The sequence below is a fragment of the Pseudomonas tremae genome, from assembly GCF_023278125.1.
GTDB classification, from domain to species: domain Bacteria; phylum Pseudomonadota; class Gammaproteobacteria; order Pseudomonadales; family Pseudomonadaceae; genus Aquipseudomonas; species Aquipseudomonas tremae.
Window position 1 is genome coordinate 1,361,456 of record NZ_CP066270.1, and the last position, 19,283, is coordinate 1,380,738.

18 protein-coding genes are annotated in these 19,283 nt (G+C 58.7%); 15 read left to right on the top strand and 3 right to left on the bottom strand.

The window, feature by feature from the left end; genetic code table 11:
- Positions 1-40: 40 nt before the first annotated feature.
- The 5 genes from I9H09_RS06260 to purT all read left to right on the top strand — a co-directional run bounded on the left by I9H09_RS06260 (position 41) and on the right by purT (position 3,219).
- Entirely contained in the window at positions 41-637 is a 597-nt protein-coding gene (locus tag I9H09_RS06260) for a CoA pyrophosphatase (RefSeq protein ID WP_024671787.1), read from the top strand.
- 76 nt (positions 638-713) lie between these two features.
- Positions 714-1,238 carry a gamma carbonic anhydrase family protein gene (locus tag I9H09_RS06265; RefSeq protein WP_005891681.1) on the top strand — a complete coding sequence of 175 codons (525 nt, stop codon included), beginning with the start codon at positions 714-716 and terminating at the stop codon, positions 1,236-1,238.
- On the top strand, positions 1,238-1,465 hold the full coding sequence (locus tag I9H09_RS06270) for a DUF1289 domain-containing protein (RefSeq protein WP_054997845.1): 228 nt from the start codon (positions 1,238-1,240) through the stop codon (positions 1,463-1,465). Before I9H09_RS06265 ends, I9H09_RS06270 begins: the two co-directional genes overlap by 1 nt.
- A 2-nt stretch (positions 1,466-1,467) precedes the next feature.
- A complete protein-coding gene (locus I9H09_RS06275; RefSeq protein WP_005891683.1) occupies positions 1,468-1,935 on the top strand; it encodes a VUT family protein in 468 nt (155 codons plus the stop codon).
- 102 nt (positions 1,936-2,037) lie between these two features.
- Entirely contained in the window at positions 2,038-3,219 is a 1,182-nt protein-coding gene (purT, locus tag I9H09_RS06280) for a formate-dependent phosphoribosylglycinamide formyltransferase (RefSeq protein ID WP_005891684.1), read from the top strand.
- 55 nt (positions 3,220-3,274) lie between these two features.
- Here purT and I9H09_RS06285 read toward each other — a convergent pair whose 3' ends face one another.
- From I9H09_RS06285 to I9H09_RS06295, 3 genes are all read right to left on the bottom strand, one after another.
- Entirely contained in the window at positions 3,275-4,585 is a 1,311-nt protein-coding gene (locus I9H09_RS06285) for an MFS transporter (RefSeq protein ID WP_122324929.1), read from the bottom strand.
- Between the two features lie 135 nt (positions 4,586-4,720).
- Positions 4,721-5,968 carry a transporter associated domain-containing protein gene (locus I9H09_RS06290; RefSeq protein WP_122347472.1) on the bottom strand — a complete coding sequence of 416 codons (1,248 nt, stop codon included), beginning with the start codon at positions 5,966-5,968 and terminating at the stop codon, positions 4,721-4,723.
- A 12-nt stretch (positions 5,969-5,980) separates the two neighbouring features.
- Positions 5,981-6,793 (bottom strand): cytochrome C assembly family protein, encoded by an 813-nt coding sequence (locus I9H09_RS06295; RefSeq protein ID WP_005891690.1) that lies wholly within the window; start codon positions 6,791-6,793, stop codon positions 5,981-5,983.
- A gap of 213 nt (positions 6,794-7,006) precedes the next feature.
- Between I9H09_RS06295 and ffh the strand changes: the two genes are divergently transcribed.
- From ffh to I9H09_RS06345, 10 genes are all read left to right on the top strand, one after another.
- A complete protein-coding gene (ffh, locus tag I9H09_RS06300; protein ID WP_122324931.1) occupies positions 7,007-8,383 on the top strand; it encodes a signal recognition particle protein in 1,377 nt (458 codons plus the stop codon).
- Between the two features lie 247 nt (positions 8,384-8,630).
- Entirely contained in the window at positions 8,631-8,888 is a 258-nt protein-coding gene (gene rpsP / locus I9H09_RS06305) for a 30S ribosomal protein S16 (RefSeq protein WP_003377687.1), read from the top strand.
- A gap of 5 nt (positions 8,889-8,893) precedes the next feature.
- Entirely contained in the window at positions 8,894-9,433 is a 540-nt protein-coding gene (gene rimM / locus I9H09_RS06310; RefSeq protein WP_005891695.1) for a ribosome maturation factor RimM, read from the top strand.
- Between the two features lie 5 nt (positions 9,434-9,438).
- Entirely contained in the window at positions 9,439-10,191 is a 753-nt protein-coding gene (gene trmD / locus I9H09_RS06315) for a tRNA (guanosine(37)-N1)-methyltransferase TrmD (protein WP_005891697.1), read from the top strand.
- Positions 10,192-10,235: 44 nt separating this feature from the next.
- Positions 10,236-10,586, top strand: coding sequence for a 50S ribosomal protein L19 (gene rplS / locus I9H09_RS06320; protein ID WP_004878874.1), 351 nt, complete (start codon positions 10,236-10,238; stop codon positions 10,584-10,586).
- Between the two features lie 103 nt (positions 10,587-10,689).
- The gene (gene xerD, locus I9H09_RS06325; RefSeq protein ID WP_024671792.1) at positions 10,690-11,586 is read left to right on the top strand and encodes a site-specific tyrosine recombinase XerD; all 897 of its coding nucleotides are present in this window, start codon (positions 10,690-10,692) and stop codon (positions 11,584-11,586) included.
- 146 nt (positions 11,587-11,732) lie between these two features.
- Positions 11,733-12,473, top strand: coding sequence for a bifunctional protein-disulfide isomerase/oxidoreductase DsbC (gene dsbC, locus I9H09_RS06330; RefSeq protein WP_122312499.1), 741 nt, complete (start codon positions 11,733-11,735; stop codon positions 12,471-12,473).
- Positions 12,474-12,588: 115 nt separating this feature from the next.
- The gene (locus I9H09_RS06335; RefSeq protein WP_005891701.1) at positions 12,589-13,893 is read left to right on the top strand and encodes a homoserine dehydrogenase; all 1,305 of its coding nucleotides are present in this window, start codon (positions 12,589-12,591) and stop codon (positions 13,891-13,893) included.
- A gap of 140 nt (positions 13,894-14,033) precedes the next feature.
- Entirely contained in the window at positions 14,034-15,443 is a 1,410-nt protein-coding gene (gene thrC / locus I9H09_RS06340; protein ID WP_024691344.1) for a threonine synthase, read from the top strand.
- Between the two features lie 174 nt (positions 15,444-15,617).
- Positions 15,618-19,193 carry an ATP-binding protein gene (locus I9H09_RS06345; RefSeq protein WP_183142480.1) on the top strand — a complete coding sequence of 1,192 codons (3,576 nt, stop codon included), beginning with the start codon at positions 15,618-15,620 and terminating at the stop codon, positions 19,191-19,193.
- The last annotated feature ends 90 nt before the right edge of the window (positions 19,194-19,283 follow it).

Here is a 19,283-nt window from a genome sequence, read left to right on the forward strand (position 1 = left end):
TGGTGCATGATGCCAGACAGGCAACAGAACGAGATTTCCCATGCTGGATGAGCTACTTCGCCGAGTCGTCAGTCACACGCCAGAGACTCTCGACACGGATCAAGGCTTCCCCGAGGCGGCCGTGCTGGTGCCTGTCACCCGCAGCGAACAACCCGAGCTGATCCTCACCCTGCGTGCCAGCGGCCTGTCGACTCATGGCGGTGAGGTGGCTTTTCCGGGTGGTCGACGCGATCCGGGCGATCCCGATCTGATCTTCACGGCTTTGCGCGAGGCGGAAGAGGAAATTGGCCTGCCTCCCGGCCTTGTCGAAATTATCGGCCCGCTCAGCCCGTTGATCTCCAAGCACGGGATCAAAGTCACACCCTATGTGGGGGTCATCCCCGATTTTGTCGAGTACCGCCCCAATGATGGCGAGATCGCGGCAGTGTTCAGCGTACCCCTTGAGTTCTTTCGTCAGGACACCCGCGAGCATACGCACCGCATCGATTACGAGGGCCGGAGCTGGTATGTGCCCAGTTATCGCTATGGCGGTTACAAGATCTGGGGGCTGACCGCGATCATGATCGTCGAACTGGTCAATGTGCTGTACGACAGTAAAATCAGCCTGCATCATCCGCCTGAACGCTCGACCACCTGAGCTGACGATTGCTACATCACCTGTAACCATCATCTGTAACAAGCCGAGCCATGAGCGGCCAGTCTGAGGTAACCGCATGAAGTTTCGCCTGGGAGAATCCCGTGTTCAGACCGACCCGCAAAGCTGGGTCGCGCCCAGTGCCGTGCTTATCGGCAATGTCAGGCTTGAGGCCGGAGCGAGTGTCTGGTTCAACACCGTTTTGCGCGGCGATAACGAGCTGATCCACATCGGTGAAAACAGCAATGTGCAAGACGGCACGGTGATGCACACCGACATGGGGTCGCCGCTGGCGATCGGCAGGGGCGTGACCATCGGTCACAATGCCATGCTGCACGGCTGCAGTGTCGACGACTACAGCCTGATCGGTATCAATGCGGTCATTCTCAACGGAGCAAAAATTGGCAAATACTGCATCATTGGCGCTAACTCGCTGATTGCAGAGGGCAAGGTCATTCCTGACGGCTCGCTGGTCATGGGTTCACCAGGCAAAGTGATACGCGAACTCACCGATGTGCAGAAGAAGATGCTTGAGGCCAGCGCCGCCCACTACGTTCACAATGCCCGGCGCTATGCCCGCGACCTGGCCGTACAGGAAGATTGATGAGTAACGATTCCACAGATTCCATAGTTGAAAAGCCAGTCCGTTCCCCGTGCGTCAGCATCTGTGCGCTGGATGAGCAGGATATTTGCACCGGTTGCCAGCGCACCGTGGACGAGATCACACGGTGGAGCCGAATGAGCAACGACGAGCGTCGTGTCGTACTGGGGCTGTGTGACGAGCGTGCCAGGGCCAGCGGGCTGATGTGGACGGTGGGCGGGGCACACTGATCATGCTTTTTCTGCTCGCCTACATCGGCAGCGTCGTGCTGATTAATTTCGCTTTTTCCAGTGCGCCGCATCTGGACATGATCTGGTCAGCGTGGGGCGGTCTGGTATTTGTGCTGCGCGACATGGTGCAGATTCGCTTCGGGCATGGCGCAATCGTCGCCATGCTGGCGGCGCTCGTGCTGTCTTATGTCACCAGCGATCCCACTATCGCGCTGGCCAGTGCCACGGCGTTTGCCGTATCCGAGTGCATCGACTGGCTGGTCTTCAGCATCACCAAGCGGCCGTTGCGTGACCGTTTGTGGATCAGCTCTGCACTAAGCATTCCGCTCGATACCTTCATCTTCTTCGGCATGATTGATGCCTTGACCGCCCCCGTCGTGCTGACCGCGCTGATCTCCAAGTTCGCCGGTGTCACTATTGTCTGGATGATCATGGCCTGGCGTGCGCGCAACAGTGCCTGCGCCGGTTGAAACCCATTTGTCCGGGCTTCATGGTAAATTGCGCGCCTTTCTTCACTGCGGTTGCTCGCATTAGGCGTGCAGCTCTCGATATCTGCTTCACGAGGACCTGAGATGACTCGAATCGGAACTCCACTGTCGCCCACCGCGACTCGCGTACTGTTCTGCGGCAGCGGCGAACTGGGCAAGGAAGTCGTGATCGAACTGCAGCGCCTCGGCGTTGAGGTGATCGCTGTTGACCGTTATGAGAACGCACCCGCCATGCAGGTCGCGCATCGCAGCCACGTCATCAACATGCTCGATGGCGCGGCCTTGCGTGCCGTCATCGAGGCTGAGAAGCCGCATTTCATCGTTCCGGAAATCGAAGCGATTGCCACTGCAACGCTGGTCGAGCTCGAAGCTGAAGGCTTCACGGTCATTCCGACTGCACGTGCCGCGCAGCTGACCATGAACCGCGAAGGCATTCGCCGTCTGGCGGCGGAAGAATTGAAGCTGCCGACCTCGCCGTATCACTTTGCCGACACCTTCGAGGCTTACAGCAATGCTGTCGAAGACCTGGGTTTCCCATGCGTGGTCAAGCCGGTCATGAGTTCTTCGGGCAAAGGGCAAAGCCTGCTGAAAAGCGCCGATGATGTGCAAAAGGCTTGGGATTACGCTCAGGAAGGCGGCCGTGCCGGCAAAGGGCGCGTCATCGTCGAAGGCTTTATCGACTTCGATTACGAGATCACCCTGCTGACCGTGCGTCACGTGGGCGGCACCACATTCTGTGCACCAGTGGGCCATCGTCAGGAGAAAGGTGACTATCAGGAGTCCTGGCAGCCACAGGTCATGAGCCCTGTAGCTCTGGCAGAGTCGGAGCGTGTTGCCAAGGCGGTGACCGAGGCTCTCGGTGGGCGTGGCATGTTCGGCGTCGAGTTGTTCATCAAGGGTGATCAGGTGTGGTTCAGCGAAGTCTCGCCGCGCCCGCATGACACCGGACTGGTTACCTTGATTTCTCAGGACCTTTCCCAGTTTGCTCTGCACGCTCGTGCCATTCTGGGTCTGCCGATCCCGTTGATTCGCCAGTTTGGTCCATCGGCCTCGGCAGTGATTCTGGTCGAAGGTCACTCCACGCAGACCGCTTTCGCCAACCTGGGCGCCGCGCTGGCAGAACCGGACACGGCGTTGCGTCTGTTTGGCAAGCCGGAAGTCGCCGGTCAACGTCGAATGGGCGTTGCCCTGGCTCGTGACGAGTCGATCGAAGCTGCGCGTGCCAAGGCGACACGGGCCGCTCAAGCGGTCAAGGTAGAACTGTAGGTCGTAAGCCCAAGGCTGCAGAAAAGGGCGTCCGGCCCTTTCTGCAGCCTGCAGTTCAAAGCTCTGTGTCTTTCGTTTCCTTCAGGCTCAAGACCGCCAGCACGCTGATCAGCGCTGCTGCAGAAACATACCCGCCGACCCAGCTCAAGCCGCCCATCGCTACCAGTTTCTGGGCGAAGAAGGGGGCCACCGAGGCGCCCACGATTCCACCCAGGTTGTAAGCGGCGGATGCGCCCGTGTAACGAACCTGCGTCGGAAACAGCTCTGGCAGCAGAGCGCCCATCGGGGCAAAGGTGATGCCCATCAAAAACAGTTCGATGCAGAGGAACAGGGCCACTGCCCAGGTGCTGCCGTGGGTCAGCAGCGGCTCCATGATGAAGCCCGACAGAATTGCCAGCACGCCACCGACAACCAGCACCGGCTTGCGCCCGAAGCGATCGCTTGCCAGTGCCGCCAGCGGTGTGGCCGCGGCCATGAACAACACGGCAAAGCACAGCAGCCCTAGGAATGTTTCGCGGGTATAGCCCAGGGTCGAAACGCCATAGCTCAGCGAAAACACGGTCGAGATATAAAACAGCGCGTAGCACACCACCATCGATGCCGCACCCAGAAGCATGGGTTTCCAGTGCTGACCGAAGGTTTCCACGATAGGCAGGCTGACGCGTTGTTGGCTTGCCATCGCCTTGGCGAAGACCGGCGTCTCTTCTAGTTTCAGGCGTACGTAGAGCCCGACCATGACTAGCACTGCGCTGAGCAGAAACGGGATTCGCCAGCCCCACTCGCGGAACTGATCGTCGTTCAGCATCATGGCCAGTGCCAGAAACAGACCGTTTGCGGCCAGAAATCCGATTGATGGGCCCAGTTGCGGAAACATGCCGAACCAGGCGCGCTTGCCCTTTGGCGCGTTCTCGGTCGCCAGCAGGGCTGCGCCGCCCCATTCACCGCCCAGCCCCAGCCCCTGACCGAAGCGCAGTACGCAGAGCAGAATCGGCGCCCATGCGCCGATGGTCGCATAGCCCGGCAAAACTCCGATCAGTGTGGTGCAGATCCCCATCAGCAGCAGTGACGCGACCAGTGTCGACTTGCGCCCTATGCGGTCACCGAAGTGGCCGAACAGCGCTGACCCCAAAGGACGTGCAAGAAAAGCGATGCCGAAGGTCAGAAACGACGAGAGCATTTGTGCAGTGCCTGACGTCTGCGGGAAAAACACCGGGCCGATCACCAGTGCGGCTGCCGTGGCGTAAACGTAGAAGTCGTAGAACTCGATGGCCGTGCCAATGAAGCTGGCAGTGGCTACGCGGGTTGTTGAGTTGACTGGAGTAGCGAGCGCGTCATTACCTTCACGGGCGAGCAGAGTATTGGTCATGCGGACTCCCTGACAGTCATCTCGCCGGTCGGCCTGCGCGGTGCCCCGGCAAGCGTTGATTATTATGGTTGGGGTGAAGAGCGGGGGAGAATAACGCGAAGAGTGGGGCGAAAGGCAATGGTGGCGCCCGTGAATCTATTTTAACGTGCCCACCAGCGTGTTGTGCCACATGGCTACCCGAGTGACGCGGTTGTCCTCGGTCTCGAGTATCTCCAGGCGGTAAGGCCCGATTTTCAGGCAGACCGGAGCCTCGGGAATGGTCTCTAGCGCTTCTGTAACCAGCCCGTTGAGGGTCTTCGGACCATCGGACGGCAGGTGCCAGCCGAGGCTTTTGTTCAGCTCGCGAATGGACGCTGCACCTTCGACTTCGAGGCGTCCGTCTTCCTGGCGTTTGACGTGAGGGTTGTCCAGCCTCTGCTCGCTCTCGAACTCGCCGACGATTTCTTCGAGAATGTCTTCGAGGGTAACAATGCCCAGCACTTCGCCGTACTCATCCACCACCACGCCAAGGCGGCGTTGCTGCTTGTGAAAGTTCAACAGCTGCAATTGCAGCGGGGTGCTTTCGGGGACGAAATAAGGCTCGTAGCAGACCGCCAGCAATTGCTCCTTGGTCAGCGTGGCTTTGGGCAGCAGATGGCTGATGTCGCGAGTGTTGATGACCCCTTGTACCTGATTGATATCGTTGTGATAGACCGGCAGGCGCGTGTGACGGGAAATGATCAAGCGTTCGATGATCAGTTCTATCGGGTCATCAAGGTTGACGCCGTCAACGTCATTGCGGGGTATCAGGATGTCATTGACGGTAATGCTGTCCAGCGCACGGATGCCCGAAAGCACGTTGATACGCGGGTTATGTTCCTGAACAATCTCTTGCTGAACGGCCTTGTGCGAATCGTCATCGAAGGCCTGGCTCTGAGGTTGCACGTGGCGTGACGGAAACGGGCGCAGAAGGGTCTTGGCAAGCACGTTGAAAGCGTAGGCCAGCGGCCAGACGATCTTCATCGGGATGCGCAATACGCCATTGCCCAGCATCAGGGTCGCTACCGGATGGCGGTTTGCGAGGCGTCGCGGTATGTATTCGGCAAAAACCAGCATGACGCTGAACGTGGCCAGCCACGCCACGGTCGGTCCGTTGTAGAACCAGTAACCGGCAGCGATGAGTGTGACAATGACGGTGATCAACACCTTGATCAGGGTGTTGCACAGAATCAGGCTGTTCAGGTTGAACGCCAGATCGGGAAGCGTCGCCGCTTCGTCCTTGCGGCTGGCGGCGCGCAGTGTCTTGAGCTGATGGTGAGCGGTTTCGACTGCCGTCAGCAGGGCGGCCCAGAGAGTCAGCAGGGCGACTACGCCAAGCAGCGGGCCGAGCGGCAAGTTATCCATGATCAGAGGCCATCAGATGTGCAGAATGAATTCGCGTACCAGCTTGCTGCCGAAATAGGCCAGCATCAGCAGGCAGAAACCGCCCAGGGTCCAGCGAATAGCCTTGTGCCCACGCCATCCGAGACGGTTGCGTCCCCACAGCAACACGCTGAATACAATCCAGGCCAGGCAGGCGAGCAGGGTCTTGTGCACCAGATGCTGGGCAAACAGGTTCTCGACGAACAGCCACCCGGAGAGCAGCGACAGCGACAGCAGTATCCAGCCAGCCCACAGGAAGCCGAACAGCAGGCTTTCCATGGTCTGCAGTGGCGGGAAGTTTCTGATCAGTCCGGTCGGATGCTTGTTCTTGAGCTGATGGTCCTGCACCAGTACCAGCAAAGCCTGAAAGACCGCGATGGTGAACATCCCGTAAGCCAGCAGCGAGAGCAGGATGTGGCTGAGGATGCCCGGTTCTTCCATGATCGGCTGCACCGTACCGCTGGGCGCGAATTGCGCCAGCAGCACGGTGATCATGCCGAGCGGGAACAGCAGCACCAGCAGGTTTTCCACTGGTATGCGCGACGTGGCGATCAGTGTGACGGCGATCACCGAGGCGGCAATGAGGCTGGCCGAGTTGAAAAAGTCCAGCCCAAGGCCGACGGAGTGCGTCAGTTGGGAAAACAGACCTAAGGCGTGCGCGATGACTGCGAGCGTGCCGAGCAGGCACAGCAGCCGTTTGTCGGGCCTGGCGGTCTGGCTCAGGCGCACGCCCTGGTAAGCGGTCGCGGCGGCATAAAGGGCGGCGGCGGCGAGGCTGGGAAGCAGGCTGGGTGGCAAAGGGGACATAGATCCTGATGGACGGGCCTGGAAAGACGCTGAGTTTGGCATATAACCGGTAAATCACGAAAGACCAGAGAAGCAGTCTGCGTGGTGTCCGTGTGACGGAGTCTTCGCTATAATCCGCGACCTGCTCACGCCGCAGGCTCGCCGAGCGCCATTTCTGCATTACGGGCCGGGCCGCATCAACCGGGGTTCGACGAGAGCCTGAAAGGATCGCGCATGTTTGAAAATCTGACTGACCGCCTCTCGCAGACGCTGCGCCATGTAACTGGCAAGGCCAAGCTTAACGAGGACAATATCAAAGATACCTTGCGCGAAGTGCGTATGGCGTTGCTTGAAGCCGACGTCGCCTTGCCGGTGGTCAAAGACTTCGTCAACAGTGTCAGGGAGCGCGCCGTCGGTACCGAGGTGTCGCGCAGCCTGACGCCGGGTCAGGCGTTCGTGAAGATCGTCCAGGCCGAACTCGAAAGCCTGATGGGCGCCGCCAACGAAGACCTGGTGCTCAATGTCACTCCGCCTGCCGTGATCCTGATGGCGGGCCTGCAGGGTGCGGGCAAGACCACCACGGCTGGCAAGCTGGCGCGCTTCCTCAAAGAGCGCAAGAAAAAAACCGTCATGGTGGTGTCGGTCGACGTGTACCGTCCTGCCGCCATCAAGCAGCTCGAAACGCTGGCCAACGACATCGGCGTCACGTTCTTTGCTTCCGATATCAGTCAGAAGCCTGTCGAGATCGCGCAGGCTGCCATAAAAGAAGCGAAGCTCAAGTTCATCGACGTCGTGATCGTCGATACCGCCGGTCGTCTGCACGTCGATGTCGAGATGATGGGCGAGATTCAGGCGCTGCACGCTGCGACCAAGCCAGCCGAAACGCTGTTCGTGGTCGATGCCATGACCGGCCAGGATGCGGCCAATACCGCCAAGGCCTTCGGCGATGCGTTGCCGCTGACCGGTGTGATCCTTACCAAGGTCGACGGCGATGCTCGTGGAGGTGCTGCACTGTCGGTGCGTGCAATCACTGGCAAACCGATCAAGTTCATCGGTATGGGCGAGAAGAGCGAGGCGCTGGAGCCGTTCCACCCGGACCGTATCGCCTCGCGGATTCTCGGCATGGGCGACGTGCTCAGCCTGATCGAGCAGGCCGAACATACCCTCGACAAGGACAAGGCCGACAAGCTTGCCAAAAAGCTCAAGAAGGGCAAGGGCTTCGATCTCGAAGACTTCCGCGATCAGTTGCAACAGATGAAGAACATGGGCGGTCTCGGCGGCCTGATGGACAAGCTGCCGAGCATTGGTGGCGTCAACCTGTCGCAGATGGGCAATGCCCAGGGCGCGGCAGAGAAGCAATTCAAGCAGATGGAAGCCATCATCAACTCGATGACCCCTGCCGAACGTCGGGATCCCGAGCTGATCAGCGGTTCGCGCAAGCGCCGGATCGCCATGGGTTCCGGGACCCAGGTCCAGGACATCGGGCGTCTGATCAAGCAGCACAAGCAGATGCAGAAGATGATGAAAAAGTTCTCCGCCAAGGGCGGAATGGCAAAAATGATGCGCGGCATGGGCGGAATGCTGCCCGGCGGCGGCATGCCGAAAATGTAATTGTGTCGCGTGCAAGAGGTTTTGCATGCGTTTCATTCGGGAGGTGACTCCCGTCCAGCCCGTGTCATGCGGGCTTATACTCGCTGTCTTGATGACAGCTCCTTGGCAAATCTGGAAGGCATGCCGATAGGCGCCGGAAAAAGACATTTGCAAAAGTCCGGATATTCCTTAGAATATGCGGCCTTTCGGGCACCTATGCCCGCTGTGCATCTTAGATTTGCAGCACCGACTACAGGAACGATGTTCAATGCTAACCATCCGTCTTGCCCTTGGCGGCTCCAAAAAGCGCCCGTTTTACCACTTGACCGTAACCGACAGCCGCAACGCTCGTGACGGTTCCCACAAAGAACAGATCGGCTTCTTCAACCCGGTTGCCCGTGGTCAGGAAATCCGTTTGTCCGTTAACGAAGAACGCGTCAACTACTGGTTGAGCGTGGGTGCACAAACTTCCGAGCGCGTTGCCCAACTGCTGAAAGAGCACAACAAGACCAAGGCCGCGGCCTGAGTCTTATGAGCGCGACGCCTGCATCTGCCGACGATCTGATCGTCATTGGCAAGATTTACTCGGTTCATGGCGTTCGCGGCGAAGTGAAGGTGTATTCCTTTACTGATCCGATTGGAAACCTGTTGGACTACAAAACCTGGACGCTTCGGCGCGAAGGCAGCGTTGACAAACAGGTGGAGCTGGTCAGCGGACGCTTGCAGAGCAAGTTTCTGGTCGTAAAGCTCAAGGGTCTCGATGATCGCGAAGAAGCTCGTCTTCTCTCCGGTTACGACATCTGCGTGCCGCGCAACCTGTTCCCTGATCTGGACGATGGCGAGTACTACTGGTACCAGCTTGAAGGCCTAAAGGTCATCGACCAACTCGGGCAACTGCTCGGTAAAATCGATCACCTGCTCGAAACCGGTTCAAACGATGTAATGGTTGTAAAGCCCTGCGCGGGCAGCCTTGATGATCGTGAACGCCTGTTGCCCTATACGGAGCAATGCGTGTTGGCAATCGACATGGCCGCTGGCGAGATGAAGGTGGAATGGGACGCGGACTTCTGAATGCCATGGCCGGTCTGCGCATAGAAGTCATCAGTCTGTTTCCTGAAATGTTTTCCGCCATCAGCGAATACGGCATTACCAGCCGTGCGGTGAAACAAGGGCTGTTGAAGCTCACTTGTTGGAATCCGCGGGATTACACCACTGATCGCCATCACACTGTGGATGATCGCCCATTTGGCGGTGGTCCGGGCATGGTGATGAAGATCAAGCCCCTTGAAGATGCTCTGGTTCAGGCCAGGCAAGCGGCGGGGGATGCGGCGAAGGTGATTTACCTGTCGCCACAAGGCCGACAGCTGAATCAGTCTGCGGTACGCGAACTGGCGCAGGAGGAAGCGATTATCCTCATCGCCGGTCGTTATGAAGGCATTGACGAGCGTTTTATTGATGCTCATGTCGATGAAGAGTGGTCGATTGGTGACTATGTTCTTTCCGGTGGCGAGCTGCCAGCGATGGTCCTGATTGACGCGGTTACGCGGCTGCTGCCTGGAGCTTTAGGGCATGTGGACTCCGCGGAGGAAGATTCCTTCACGGACGGTCTGCTGGATTGCCCGCATTACACCCGACCTGAGGTGTATGCGGATCAGCGTGTTCCCGACGTGTTGCTTAGTGGCAATCACGCGCACATCCGGCGTTGGCGTTTACAGCAGTCCCTCGGGCGGACCTATGAACGACGCGCTGATCTTCTGGAAAGCCGCTCGCTTTCTGGAGAAGAGAAGAAGCTGCTGGCGGAATACATCCGCGAGCGGGACGATAGTTAACGTATCGATGGTCGATCCAGACGGATTACCTTAGGAGCACCAGCATGACTAACAAAATCATTCTTGCCCTCGAAGCAGAGCAGATGACCAAAGAGATCCCTACCTTTGCACCAGGCGACACCGTTGTCGTTCAGGTTAAAGTGAAGGAAGGCGACCGCGCTCGTCTGCAAGCATTCGAAGGCGTTGTCATTGCCAAGCGTAACCGTGGCGTGAACAGTGCTTTCACTGTTCGTAAAATCTCCAACGGTGTTGGCGTTGAGCGTACTTTTCAGACTTACAGCCCGCAAATCGACAGCATGGCAGTGAAACGTCGCGGTGACGTTCGCAAGGCCAAGCTGTACTACCTGCGTGACCTGTCCGGTAAAGCAGCGCGCATCAAGGAAAAACTGTCCTGATACAGTTTTTCGATGCATAAAAAAGGCAGCCTCAGGGCTGCCTTTTTGCTGTCTGTTATCTGATGATTTGCTCTTGGCTTATTCCCACATGTAACGAGTAAAAATGGCTGCCATCGACCATCCGCTGATTGACCGGTTTCTGGACGCCCTCTGGCTCGAAAAGGGCCTGTCCGATAACACCCGCGACTCTTATCGCAGCGATCTTGCGCTGTTCAACGGCTGGCTGCAGGAACGCAACGTCGATCTGCCCGTTGCCGGGCGCGAAGTGATCCTTGATCACCTTGCGTGGCGCGTGGAAAATGCCTACAAGCCGCGTTCTACCGCGCGTTTTCTGTCCGGCGCGCGCGGCTTTTATCGCTACCTGCTGCGCGAAAAGCTGATTGCCACCGACCCCACCCTGCAGATCGACATGCCTCAGCTGGGCAAGCCGTTGCCCAAGTCGCTCTCCGAAGCCGACGTCGAAGCATTGCTCGCCGCTCCTGACCTGAGTGAGCCAATCGGTGAGCGTGATCGTGCCATGCTTGAGGTGCTGTATGCCTGTGGTCTGCGCGTGACCGAACTGATCAGCCTGACACTGGAACAGGTCAACCTGCGCCAGGGCGTGCTGCGAGTGATGGGCAAGGGCAGCAAGGAGCGGTTGGTGCCAATGGGGGAGGAAGCGATTGTCTGGGTCGAGCGTTACATGCGTGGCGCCCGTGATGAGTTGTTAGGCGGAAAGCCCAGCGACGTGCTGTTCCCCAGTACCCGCGGCGACCAGATGACTCGTCAGACGTTCTGGCACCGTATCAAGCACCAGGCAACGGTTGCTGGTATCGGCAAATCCTTGTCGCCGCACACCCTGCGTCACGCCTTCGCGACTCATTTGCTCAACCACGGCGCCGACCTGCGCGTGGTGCAGATGCTCCTGGGGCATAGCGATCTGTCGACGACCCAGATCTACACCCATGTTGCGCGTGCGCGGTTGCAGGAAATGCATGCGAAGCATCATCCTCGGGGTTGAATGCTCGCGCTTTTCGCGAAAAGTCTTACATCAGTGCAGAGCGGCCTTTAAGCCCTAATGTGGTAGGCTTTGCCGGTTTCGCAGAACAAGGCCTGACCCTTCTGTTTTCAGCAGCCGTCAGCCTGTCCGCCGTCATAGGAGTTTTCATGCGTTTGCCCCAGATTTTCGCTGCCGCCGCTTTCATGCTGGCCGGTACTCTCAGTATGTTCGCCGCCGCAGATACCGCACCTGACCAGGCCATCCGCAAGACACTGGATTCGCTCCAGCTGGAACTGCCGGTCGAGAGCATTTCGCCGAGCCCGCTCAATGGCCTTTACGAAGTGAAGCTCAAGGGCGGTCGCGTGCTGTACGCCAGCGCCGACGGCCAGTTCGTGATGCAGGGCTACCTGTTCCAGGTGCAGAACGGCAAGCCGGTCAACCTGACCGAAAAGACCGAGCGTCTGGCCATTTCCAAGACGATCAATGGCATTCCGCTTTCCGATATGGTCATCTACCCGGCTGTCGGCGAGACCAAGTCGCACATCACGGTATTCACCGACACCACCTGCCCGTACTGCCACAAGCTGCACGAGGAAGTCGCGCAGCTGAACAAGATGGGGGTCGAAGTGCGGTACATGGCCTTCCCCCGTCAGGGGCTGGGTTCTCCGGGTGACGAGCAGTTGCAGGCTGTCTGGTGCTCCAAGGATCGCAAGTCTGCCATGGACCGTATGGTCGACGGCAAGGACATCAAGGCCGCCAAGTGCGACAACCCGGTCAGCAAGCAATATGAAATCGGCCAGTCTATCGGCGTGAACGGCACACCTGCGATTGTTCTGGCCGATGGTCAGGTCATTCCGGGCTACCAGCCTGCTGCTCAGGTCGCCAAACTGGCGATGGGCGCCAAATAGCACTGCGTCGCGTGAGGCGCAATCCTGGCGCCTCGTCTCATTTGTGGTCGCATGGTGACATGCGGCGGTTTTCCACGGCTGATTCATAATCGGCCGTTTTTCGGGGAGTTCATCAGTGAAACCGGTCAAAGTAGGCATCTGTGGGCTGGGTACTGTCGGTGGCGGTACTTTCAACGTACTTCAACGTAACGCCGAGGAGATTGCCCGTCGTGCCGGGCGTGGAATCGAAGTGGCGCAAATTGCGGTTCGTACACCCAATCCCAACTGCCAGATTGCCGGTACCCCTACCACCAGCGACGTGTTCGCGGTTGCGACCAACCCTGAAATCGATATCGTCGTGGAACTGATCGGTGGTTACACCGTTGCGCGCGAACTGGTGCTCAAGGCCATCGAAAACGGCAAGCATGTGGTCACGGCCAACAAGGCGCTGATCGCCGTTCACGGCAACGAGATTTTCGCCAAGGCCCGTGAAAAGGGTGTGATCGTTGCGTTTGAAGCGGCTGTCGCCGGTGGCATTCCGGTCATCAAGGCCATCCGTGAAGGTCTGTCGGCGAACCGTATCAACTGGCTCGCAGGCATCATCAACGGTACAGGCAATTTTATCCTCACCGAGATGCGCGAAAAGGGTCGCACCTTTCCGGATGTGCTGGCTGAAGCTCAGGCGCTGGGTTATGCAGAGGCCGATCCGACATTCGACGTCGAAGGTATCGACGCTGCTCACAAGCTGACCATCCTGGCGTCCATTGCCTTTGGTATCCCGTTGCAGTTCGACAAGGCTTACACCGAAGGCATTACCAAACTCACCACTGCAGATGTGAACTACGCCGAAGCGCTGGGCTACCGCATCAAGCACCTGGGTGTCGCGCGCAGCACGGCACAGGGCATCGAACTGCGTGTACACCCCACGCTGATCCCGGCCGATCGCCTGATTGCCAATGTCAACGGAGTGATGAACGCGGTGATGGTCAACGGCGATGCCTCCGGTTCTACCCTGTTTTATGGCGCCGGTGCCGGTATGGAGCCGACCGCATCGTCAGTCATCGCCGATCTGGTGGACGTCGTGCGGGCCATGACCTCTGACCCGGAAAACCGCGTGCCTCACCTGGCCTTCCAGCCTGATTCATTGTCCGCTCACCCGATTCTGCCGATCGAAGCCTGCGAAAGCGCCTATTACCTGCGCATCCAGGCCAAGGATCATCCGGGTGTGCTGGCGCAGGTGGCGAGCATTCTGTCCGAGCGCGGCATCAACATCGAATCGATCATGCAGAAAGAAGTCGAAGAACACGATGGCCTGGTGCCGATGATCCTGCTGACGCACCGCGTGGTGGAACAACGTATCAATGACGCCATCCAGGCACTGGAAGCGCTTCAGGACGTGGTAGGGCCGGTGGTTCGTATTCGCGTCGAGCACCTTAACTAACGTCGTTTGCAAGCTGTCGGTTACAGGCTGCAAGCACCAGACGACCAGATGCACGTCAGGCGTCAGTTGTTTTGAATTTGAGGCTTGAAGCCTGAAGCACAGCGCTTCAAGCTTCAAGCTCACACCAAAGGTTTGATCCCATGCGCTATATCAGTACTCGCGGGCAGGCACCGGCCCTTAATTTCGAAGAGGTTCTGTTGACTGGTCTGGCCAGTGACGGCGGCCTCTATGTGCCTGAAAACCTGCCTCGTTTCACTCAGGAAGAGATCGCTTCCTGGGCGGGGCTGCCTTATCACGAACTGGCTTTCCGGGTGATGCGCCCGTTTGTGACAGGCAGCGTCCCGGATGCCGATTTCAAGCAGATCCTCGAAGAGACCTACGGCGTCTTTACCCACAGCGCGGTCGCGCCTCTGCGCCAGTTGAATGGCAACGAGTGGGTACTTGAGCTGTTCCACGGTCCGACTCTGGCGTTCAAGGACTTCGCACTGCAACTGCTCGGCCGTCTGTTGGACTACATGCTGGCCAAGCGTGGCGAGCGCGTGGTGATCATGGGCGCCACCTCGGGCGACACCGGGTCTGCAGCCATCGAAGGCTGCCGTCGTTGCGATAACGTCGACATCTTCATCCTGCATCCGAACAACCGGGTCTCGGATGTTCAACGTCGACAGATGACGACCATCTTCGGCGATAACATCCATAACATCGCCGTCGAAGGCAACTTTGACGACTGTCAGGAAATGGTCAAGGCCAGCTTCGCCGACCAGAGCTTCCTGAAGGGCACGCCTCTGGTGGCCGTCAACTCGATCAACTGGGCGCGCATCATGGCCCAGATCGTTTACTACTTTCATGCCTCGCTGCAACTGGGAGGCCCGGCGCGCTCGGTATCTTTCTCGGTTCCGACCGGCAACTTCGGCGATATCTTCGCGGGTTATCTGGCGCGCAACATGGGGCTGCCGATCAATCAACTGATCGTCGCTACCAACCGCAACGACATCCTGCACCGTTTCATGAGCGGTAATCAGTACGTCAAGGAAACCCTGTACTCCACGCTGTCACCTTCAATGGACATCATGGTTTCGTCGAATTTCGAGCGTTTGCTGTTCGACATGCATGGTCGCAAGGGCTCGGCAATCGCCGAACTGATGAGCACGTTCAGACAGGGCGGCGGTTTCAGCGTCGAAGAAGAGCGTTGGACCGAGACCCGCAAACTGTTCGATTCGCTGGCGGTCAGTGACGAGGACACTTGCAAGACCATCGCCGAGGTATTCGAGAGCACCGGCGAGCTGCTTGATCCCCATACCGCTATCGGCGTGAAGGCTGCCCGTGAGTGTCGTCGCAGCCTGGATACGCCGATGGTGATCCTTGGCACAGCTCATCCGGTCAAATTCCCGGAAGCAGTGGAGAAGGCGGGCGTAGGAAAAGCGCTTGAGCTACCTGCACATTTGTCTGATTTGTTCGAGCGGGACGAACGCTGCACCGTACTGCCGAATGACCTGAAAGCCATACAGGCCTTTGTCAGCCAGCACGGCAACCGCGGCAAACCGCTCTGACAGAAGCGTCGTGTAACAACTTTAGGCCCGCCACTTGGCGGGCCTTTGTGTTCCTACGTGCCAAACTTCGCTGGTTTTTCGAACCAGAGAGTTGAGTCATTCGTGGGCAAGCAGGCAAGCAGGCAGGACGTAGTCAGGGAGACGGGCAGCACGATGAGAGGCCGCGCATGGCGCATGGCATGGATGCTGTTGGCGCTGTTTCTTGCGCGTTCGGTCGATGCAGCCCAGAGCCTGCCATTCACTCTCACCGCTCCGTTCGTGGTGTCTGAGGACCTCGTCATCAAGGCCAGGGATCGCGCATGGCTGGACCAGCGCAAGGCACTCAGGGTCGGCATTGCGATTGCCGATTACGAGCCGATCGATATTACCAGCGATCGTAATCGCTATCAGGGCATCAGCGCCGACTACCTGGGTCTGGTCAGTGATCAGTTGAATATACCGATGCAGGTCGTCGGTTTCACCAGACGTGAAGAGGCCATTGATGCACTGCGCGCGGGCAGGATCGATCTGCTGACCAGCGCCAACGGGTTCGAGCGAGGCGTGCCAGGGCTGTCGTTCTCGAGCGAGTACATGCCGGACCGGTCAGTGGTGGTCGGTCGGGGCAACGATCTGAGTCCGCCATCGAGCCTGGCCGGCAAAAAGGTCGTACTGCTCGACGGGTACGCCGATTCCGAGGTGGTGCACCGCGTCTATCCAGACAGCGAGATCATCATTGCCCCCAACCTCTACAGCGCGCTGGAGGCTCTCAGCCAGGGGGAGGCTGACGTTTTTATCGGCAACGAGGTGATCGTGCGCACTTACACCGCGCTGCGACCTTATCTGGGCTTGCAGATCAAGTTTGAAAGCCGCTTGCCGCCTGTCGGATTTTCCTTTGCCATGCGCGGTGACGAGCAGCGCTTGCTGAGCCTGATTGATCAGGCACTCGGCAGTATCGCCCCTTCGGTCAGCCGTGAGGTGCTCGGGCGCTGGACTCTGGGCCTTGGGGCGGACGTAGACGGGCAGCGCATACGTCTGACCGGCGCAGAGCGCCGCTGGTTGCTCAAGCATCCGAAGGTGACGGTTTCTACCACGCAGCATCCACCCTACATCTACAAGGACAAACATGGCCAGTGGGTGGGGCTCAATGTCGACGTGCTCGCGCGTATCTCGCGCATGACTGGCTTGCAGTTCGAACATCAGGAAGTGCCCTCCACGCAGCAGAGTATTGATCTGCTTCGCTCTGGCCTGGCAGACATGAACACCTCGCTGGCCGAAAATGCCGAACGACGACGGTATCTGGACTTCACCTATTCGTTTGGTGGCAACAGCTGGATGTTCGTGGTGCGCTCCGATCGCTCGTCGCGGATATCGCTTGCCAGTCTGGACGGACAGGTGCTTGCGCTGCCTGCCCGGCACGCGCTTGAGGACATGATCAGGCAAGAATACCCGCTGATCAAACTCCGCCTGGTGGACACCTACGAGCAGGCACGCGCACTGGTCGAAAATGGTGCTGCAGAGGCGACCATTCAAAACGAAGCGGGCGCCTACCTGTTCCCCTCGGGGCAGTTGAAAGTGGCGCGCAGTGTCGATGGCAAGTGGTCCCCTGACAGGTTTTCAGTGGTCAAATCCCAACCCGAACTGCTGAGCATTCTGAACAAGGCGCTGGAAGAGTTCCCGGTCGCCGAGCTGCGCTCTATTCGTTTGAAATGGTTGGGATCGACCCTGCCTCAGCCTTCGCTTTGGTCGCGGATACCGCAATGGGTGTTCTGGGTTGTGGCGCTTGCAGTGCTTACCGGGCTGGTATCGCTGGCCTGGAGCAGCCGTCTGAACGCGCAGATTCGCCAGCGACTCAAGGCTGAGCAACAGCTCAATGATCAACTGGCATTCAAGCATGCCTTGCTCGACGGCATCCCCAACCCCATTTATGTGCGTGACCTGAAAGGGCGTCTGATCTCGTGTAATCGCAGCTACGAGCAAGCGCTGGACATCAGCTTCGAACAGATGAACGGGCGACGCCTGACAGATGTTCATCTCATTCCGCGGCCATTGGCCGAACAGATGCATGCCGACTACCTCAAGCTGCTGGAAAATCATCAACCGGTCTTTTCCGACCGCACGATCGAGTTGTCCGGAAGGCGCATGGACGTCTGGCAATGGACGGTGCCTTTCTTCGCCGCCGACGGGCAATTACAGGGGCTGCTGGGTGGCTGGATCGACATCACCGAGCGCAAGCAACTGGAGCAGCAACTCGAAGACGCCATGCGTCAGGCAGCCGATGCCAACGAGGCGAAAAGTCTATTCCTGGCCAGCATGAGCCACGAAATTCGGACGCCGATGAGCGCAATCACCGGTTTGCTCGAGCTGGAATGCGAGCAGGCGCTACGCCAGGGTCAGGCACCATCCCAAGGCTTGCAGATTGCCCTTAGGTCGGCCACGGAGCTCGTGGCATTGATCGGCGAGAGCCTTGATCTGGCCAGGATCGAAGCAGGTGGCATGCAGTTGTCACTGTCGGTGACGTCGCTGCAGGCAGTATTCGAGGGAGCCATTGAACTGTTTTCGGCGCAGGCCAGGGAAAAAGGTCTGGAACTGCATCTGCAGTTCAATGAACAGGCGCGGGGCGACTATTGGCTGGACTCGCTGAGGCTGCGTCAGGTGTTGCATAACCTGCTGGGCAATGCCTTGAAGTTCACTCACCAAGGGGAGGTTGTCGTCAGTGTGGATGTCTCGGATGTTTCGGCCGATGCTTCGCGGGCGCGAATCTGTATTCAGGACAGCGGTGCCGGTATTGAGCCGGAGCGTCAGCAGCAGATATTTCAGCCCTTTATCCAGGCCAATGACGACACGGCTGCACGCTATGGCGGCAGCGGGCTTGGACTGAGCATCACCCGTCAACTGGTGGAACTGATGACAGGCGATATCAGCCTGCATAGCGAGCCGGGAAAGGGCACGCGGGTAACCATCGACATACCGCTTGCACGTGTCACCGGGCCGCTTGAGCCCATTGAGGATGCTCGGCAGGTGTACGCAGACACTCGCAGCCTGCGTCTGATAGTGGTCGATGACATGTCGGCCAACAGGCTGGTGCTCACCCGGCAACTGGAGTTTCTCGGCCATCGGGTGGTGGCGGTTTCGGACGGGGAGGCCGCCTTGGCGATATGGCGCGAAGAACTGTTCGATGCCGTAATCACCGATTGCAACATGCCAGGCATCAGCGGCTACGCATTGACCCAGGCCATTCGACAGATCGAGCAGAAAGAACGCCGCCGGCGCTGCCCTGTTATCGGCTGCACCGCCAACGCTCTGATTGATGAGGCCGGGCGCTGTGAACAGGCCGGCATGGACGGGCTGTTGATCAAGCCGCTGTCTCTGGCGCGTCTGGCCCAGGAGCTGACAGACCGGGTGTCTGAGCCGACCTTCGACATACGCTCGCTGCAAGACATGACCCAGGCCAATCCGGAGCAGATGGACCGGTTGTTAAGCGAACTCTGGAAAAACCTGCGACATGAGCATGACTTGCTGGAGCCTGCGGTATTGGCAAGCGACTGGAAGACGCTGGGTGCCTGCCTGCATCGGCTCAAGGGTGCTGCCAGCCTGGTGGACGCCGTGCCCTTGGCCAAAGCGTGTGCTGCGCTGGATGAAAGCGTTCGGCTGCAATCCGCAGCTGGCCTTGCCGAGCGCTGGCTGACGCTGGAAACGGCCATGACCTGCCTGCGCGCTGATATCGAGCTGCAACTGGCAGCGGTGCCTGAAATGACGCCGTCTCGCGATTGAGCTTTGCGGAACCGGTTCTGCAAAAAAACGCCGTGATCGCCAGCGCTTTTAAGACATGTCTTATGGGGCATGTCTGCGCGAGGGACTAAA

What these genes read in the sequence shown, in the direction of transcription:
- I9H09_RS06260 (WP_024671787.1), top strand. Translation starts at nt 41, where the DNA reads ATGCTGGATGAGCTACTTCGCCGAGTCGTCAGTCACACGCCAGAGACT.
- I9H09_RS06265 (WP_005891681.1), top strand. Translation starts at nt 714, where the DNA reads ATGAAGTTTCGCCTGGGAGAATCCCGTGTTCAGACCGACCCGCAAAGC.
- I9H09_RS06270 (WP_054997845.1), top strand. Translation starts at nt 1,238, where the DNA reads ATGAGTAACGATTCCACAGATTCCATAGTTGAAAAGCCAGTCCGTTCC.
- I9H09_RS06275 (WP_005891683.1), top strand. Translation starts at nt 1,468, where the DNA reads ATGCTTTTTCTGCTCGCCTACATCGGCAGCGTCGTGCTGATTAATTTC.
- purT (WP_005891684.1), top strand. Translation starts at nt 2,038, where the DNA reads ATGACTCGAATCGGAACTCCACTGTCGCCCACCGCGACTCGCGTACTG.
- I9H09_RS06285 (WP_122324929.1), bottom strand. Translation starts at nt 4,585, where the DNA reads ATGACCAATACTCTGCTCGCCCGTGAAGGTAATGACGCGCTCGCTACT.
- I9H09_RS06290 (WP_122347472.1), bottom strand. Translation starts at nt 5,968, where the DNA reads ATGGATAACTTGCCGCTCGGCCCGCTGCTTGGCGTAGTCGCCCTGCTG.
- I9H09_RS06295 (WP_005891690.1), bottom strand. Translation starts at nt 6,793, where the DNA reads ATGTCCCCTTTGCCACCCAGCCTGCTTCCCAGCCTCGCCGCCGCCGCC.
- ffh (WP_122324931.1), top strand. Translation starts at nt 7,007, where the DNA reads ATGTTTGAAAATCTGACTGACCGCCTCTCGCAGACGCTGCGCCATGTA.
- rpsP (WP_003377687.1), top strand. Translation starts at nt 8,631, where the DNA reads ATGCTAACCATCCGTCTTGCCCTTGGCGGCTCCAAAAAGCGCCCGTTT.
- rimM (WP_005891695.1), top strand. Translation starts at nt 8,894, where the DNA reads ATGAGCGCGACGCCTGCATCTGCCGACGATCTGATCGTCATTGGCAAG.
- trmD (WP_005891697.1), top strand. Translation starts at nt 9,439, where the DNA reads ATGGCCGGTCTGCGCATAGAAGTCATCAGTCTGTTTCCTGAAATGTTT.
- rplS (WP_004878874.1), top strand. Translation starts at nt 10,236, where the DNA reads ATGACTAACAAAATCATTCTTGCCCTCGAAGCAGAGCAGATGACCAAA.
- xerD (WP_024671792.1), top strand. Translation starts at nt 10,690, where the DNA reads ATGGCTGCCATCGACCATCCGCTGATTGACCGGTTTCTGGACGCCCTC.
- dsbC (WP_122312499.1), top strand. Translation starts at nt 11,733, where the DNA reads ATGCGTTTGCCCCAGATTTTCGCTGCCGCCGCTTTCATGCTGGCCGGT.
- thrC (WP_024691344.1), top strand. Translation starts at nt 14,034, where the DNA reads ATGCGCTATATCAGTACTCGCGGGCAGGCACCGGCCCTTAATTTCGAA.
- I9H09_RS06345 (WP_183142480.1), top strand. Translation starts at nt 15,618, where the DNA reads ATGGCATGGATGCTGTTGGCGCTGTTTCTTGCGCGTTCGGTCGATGCA.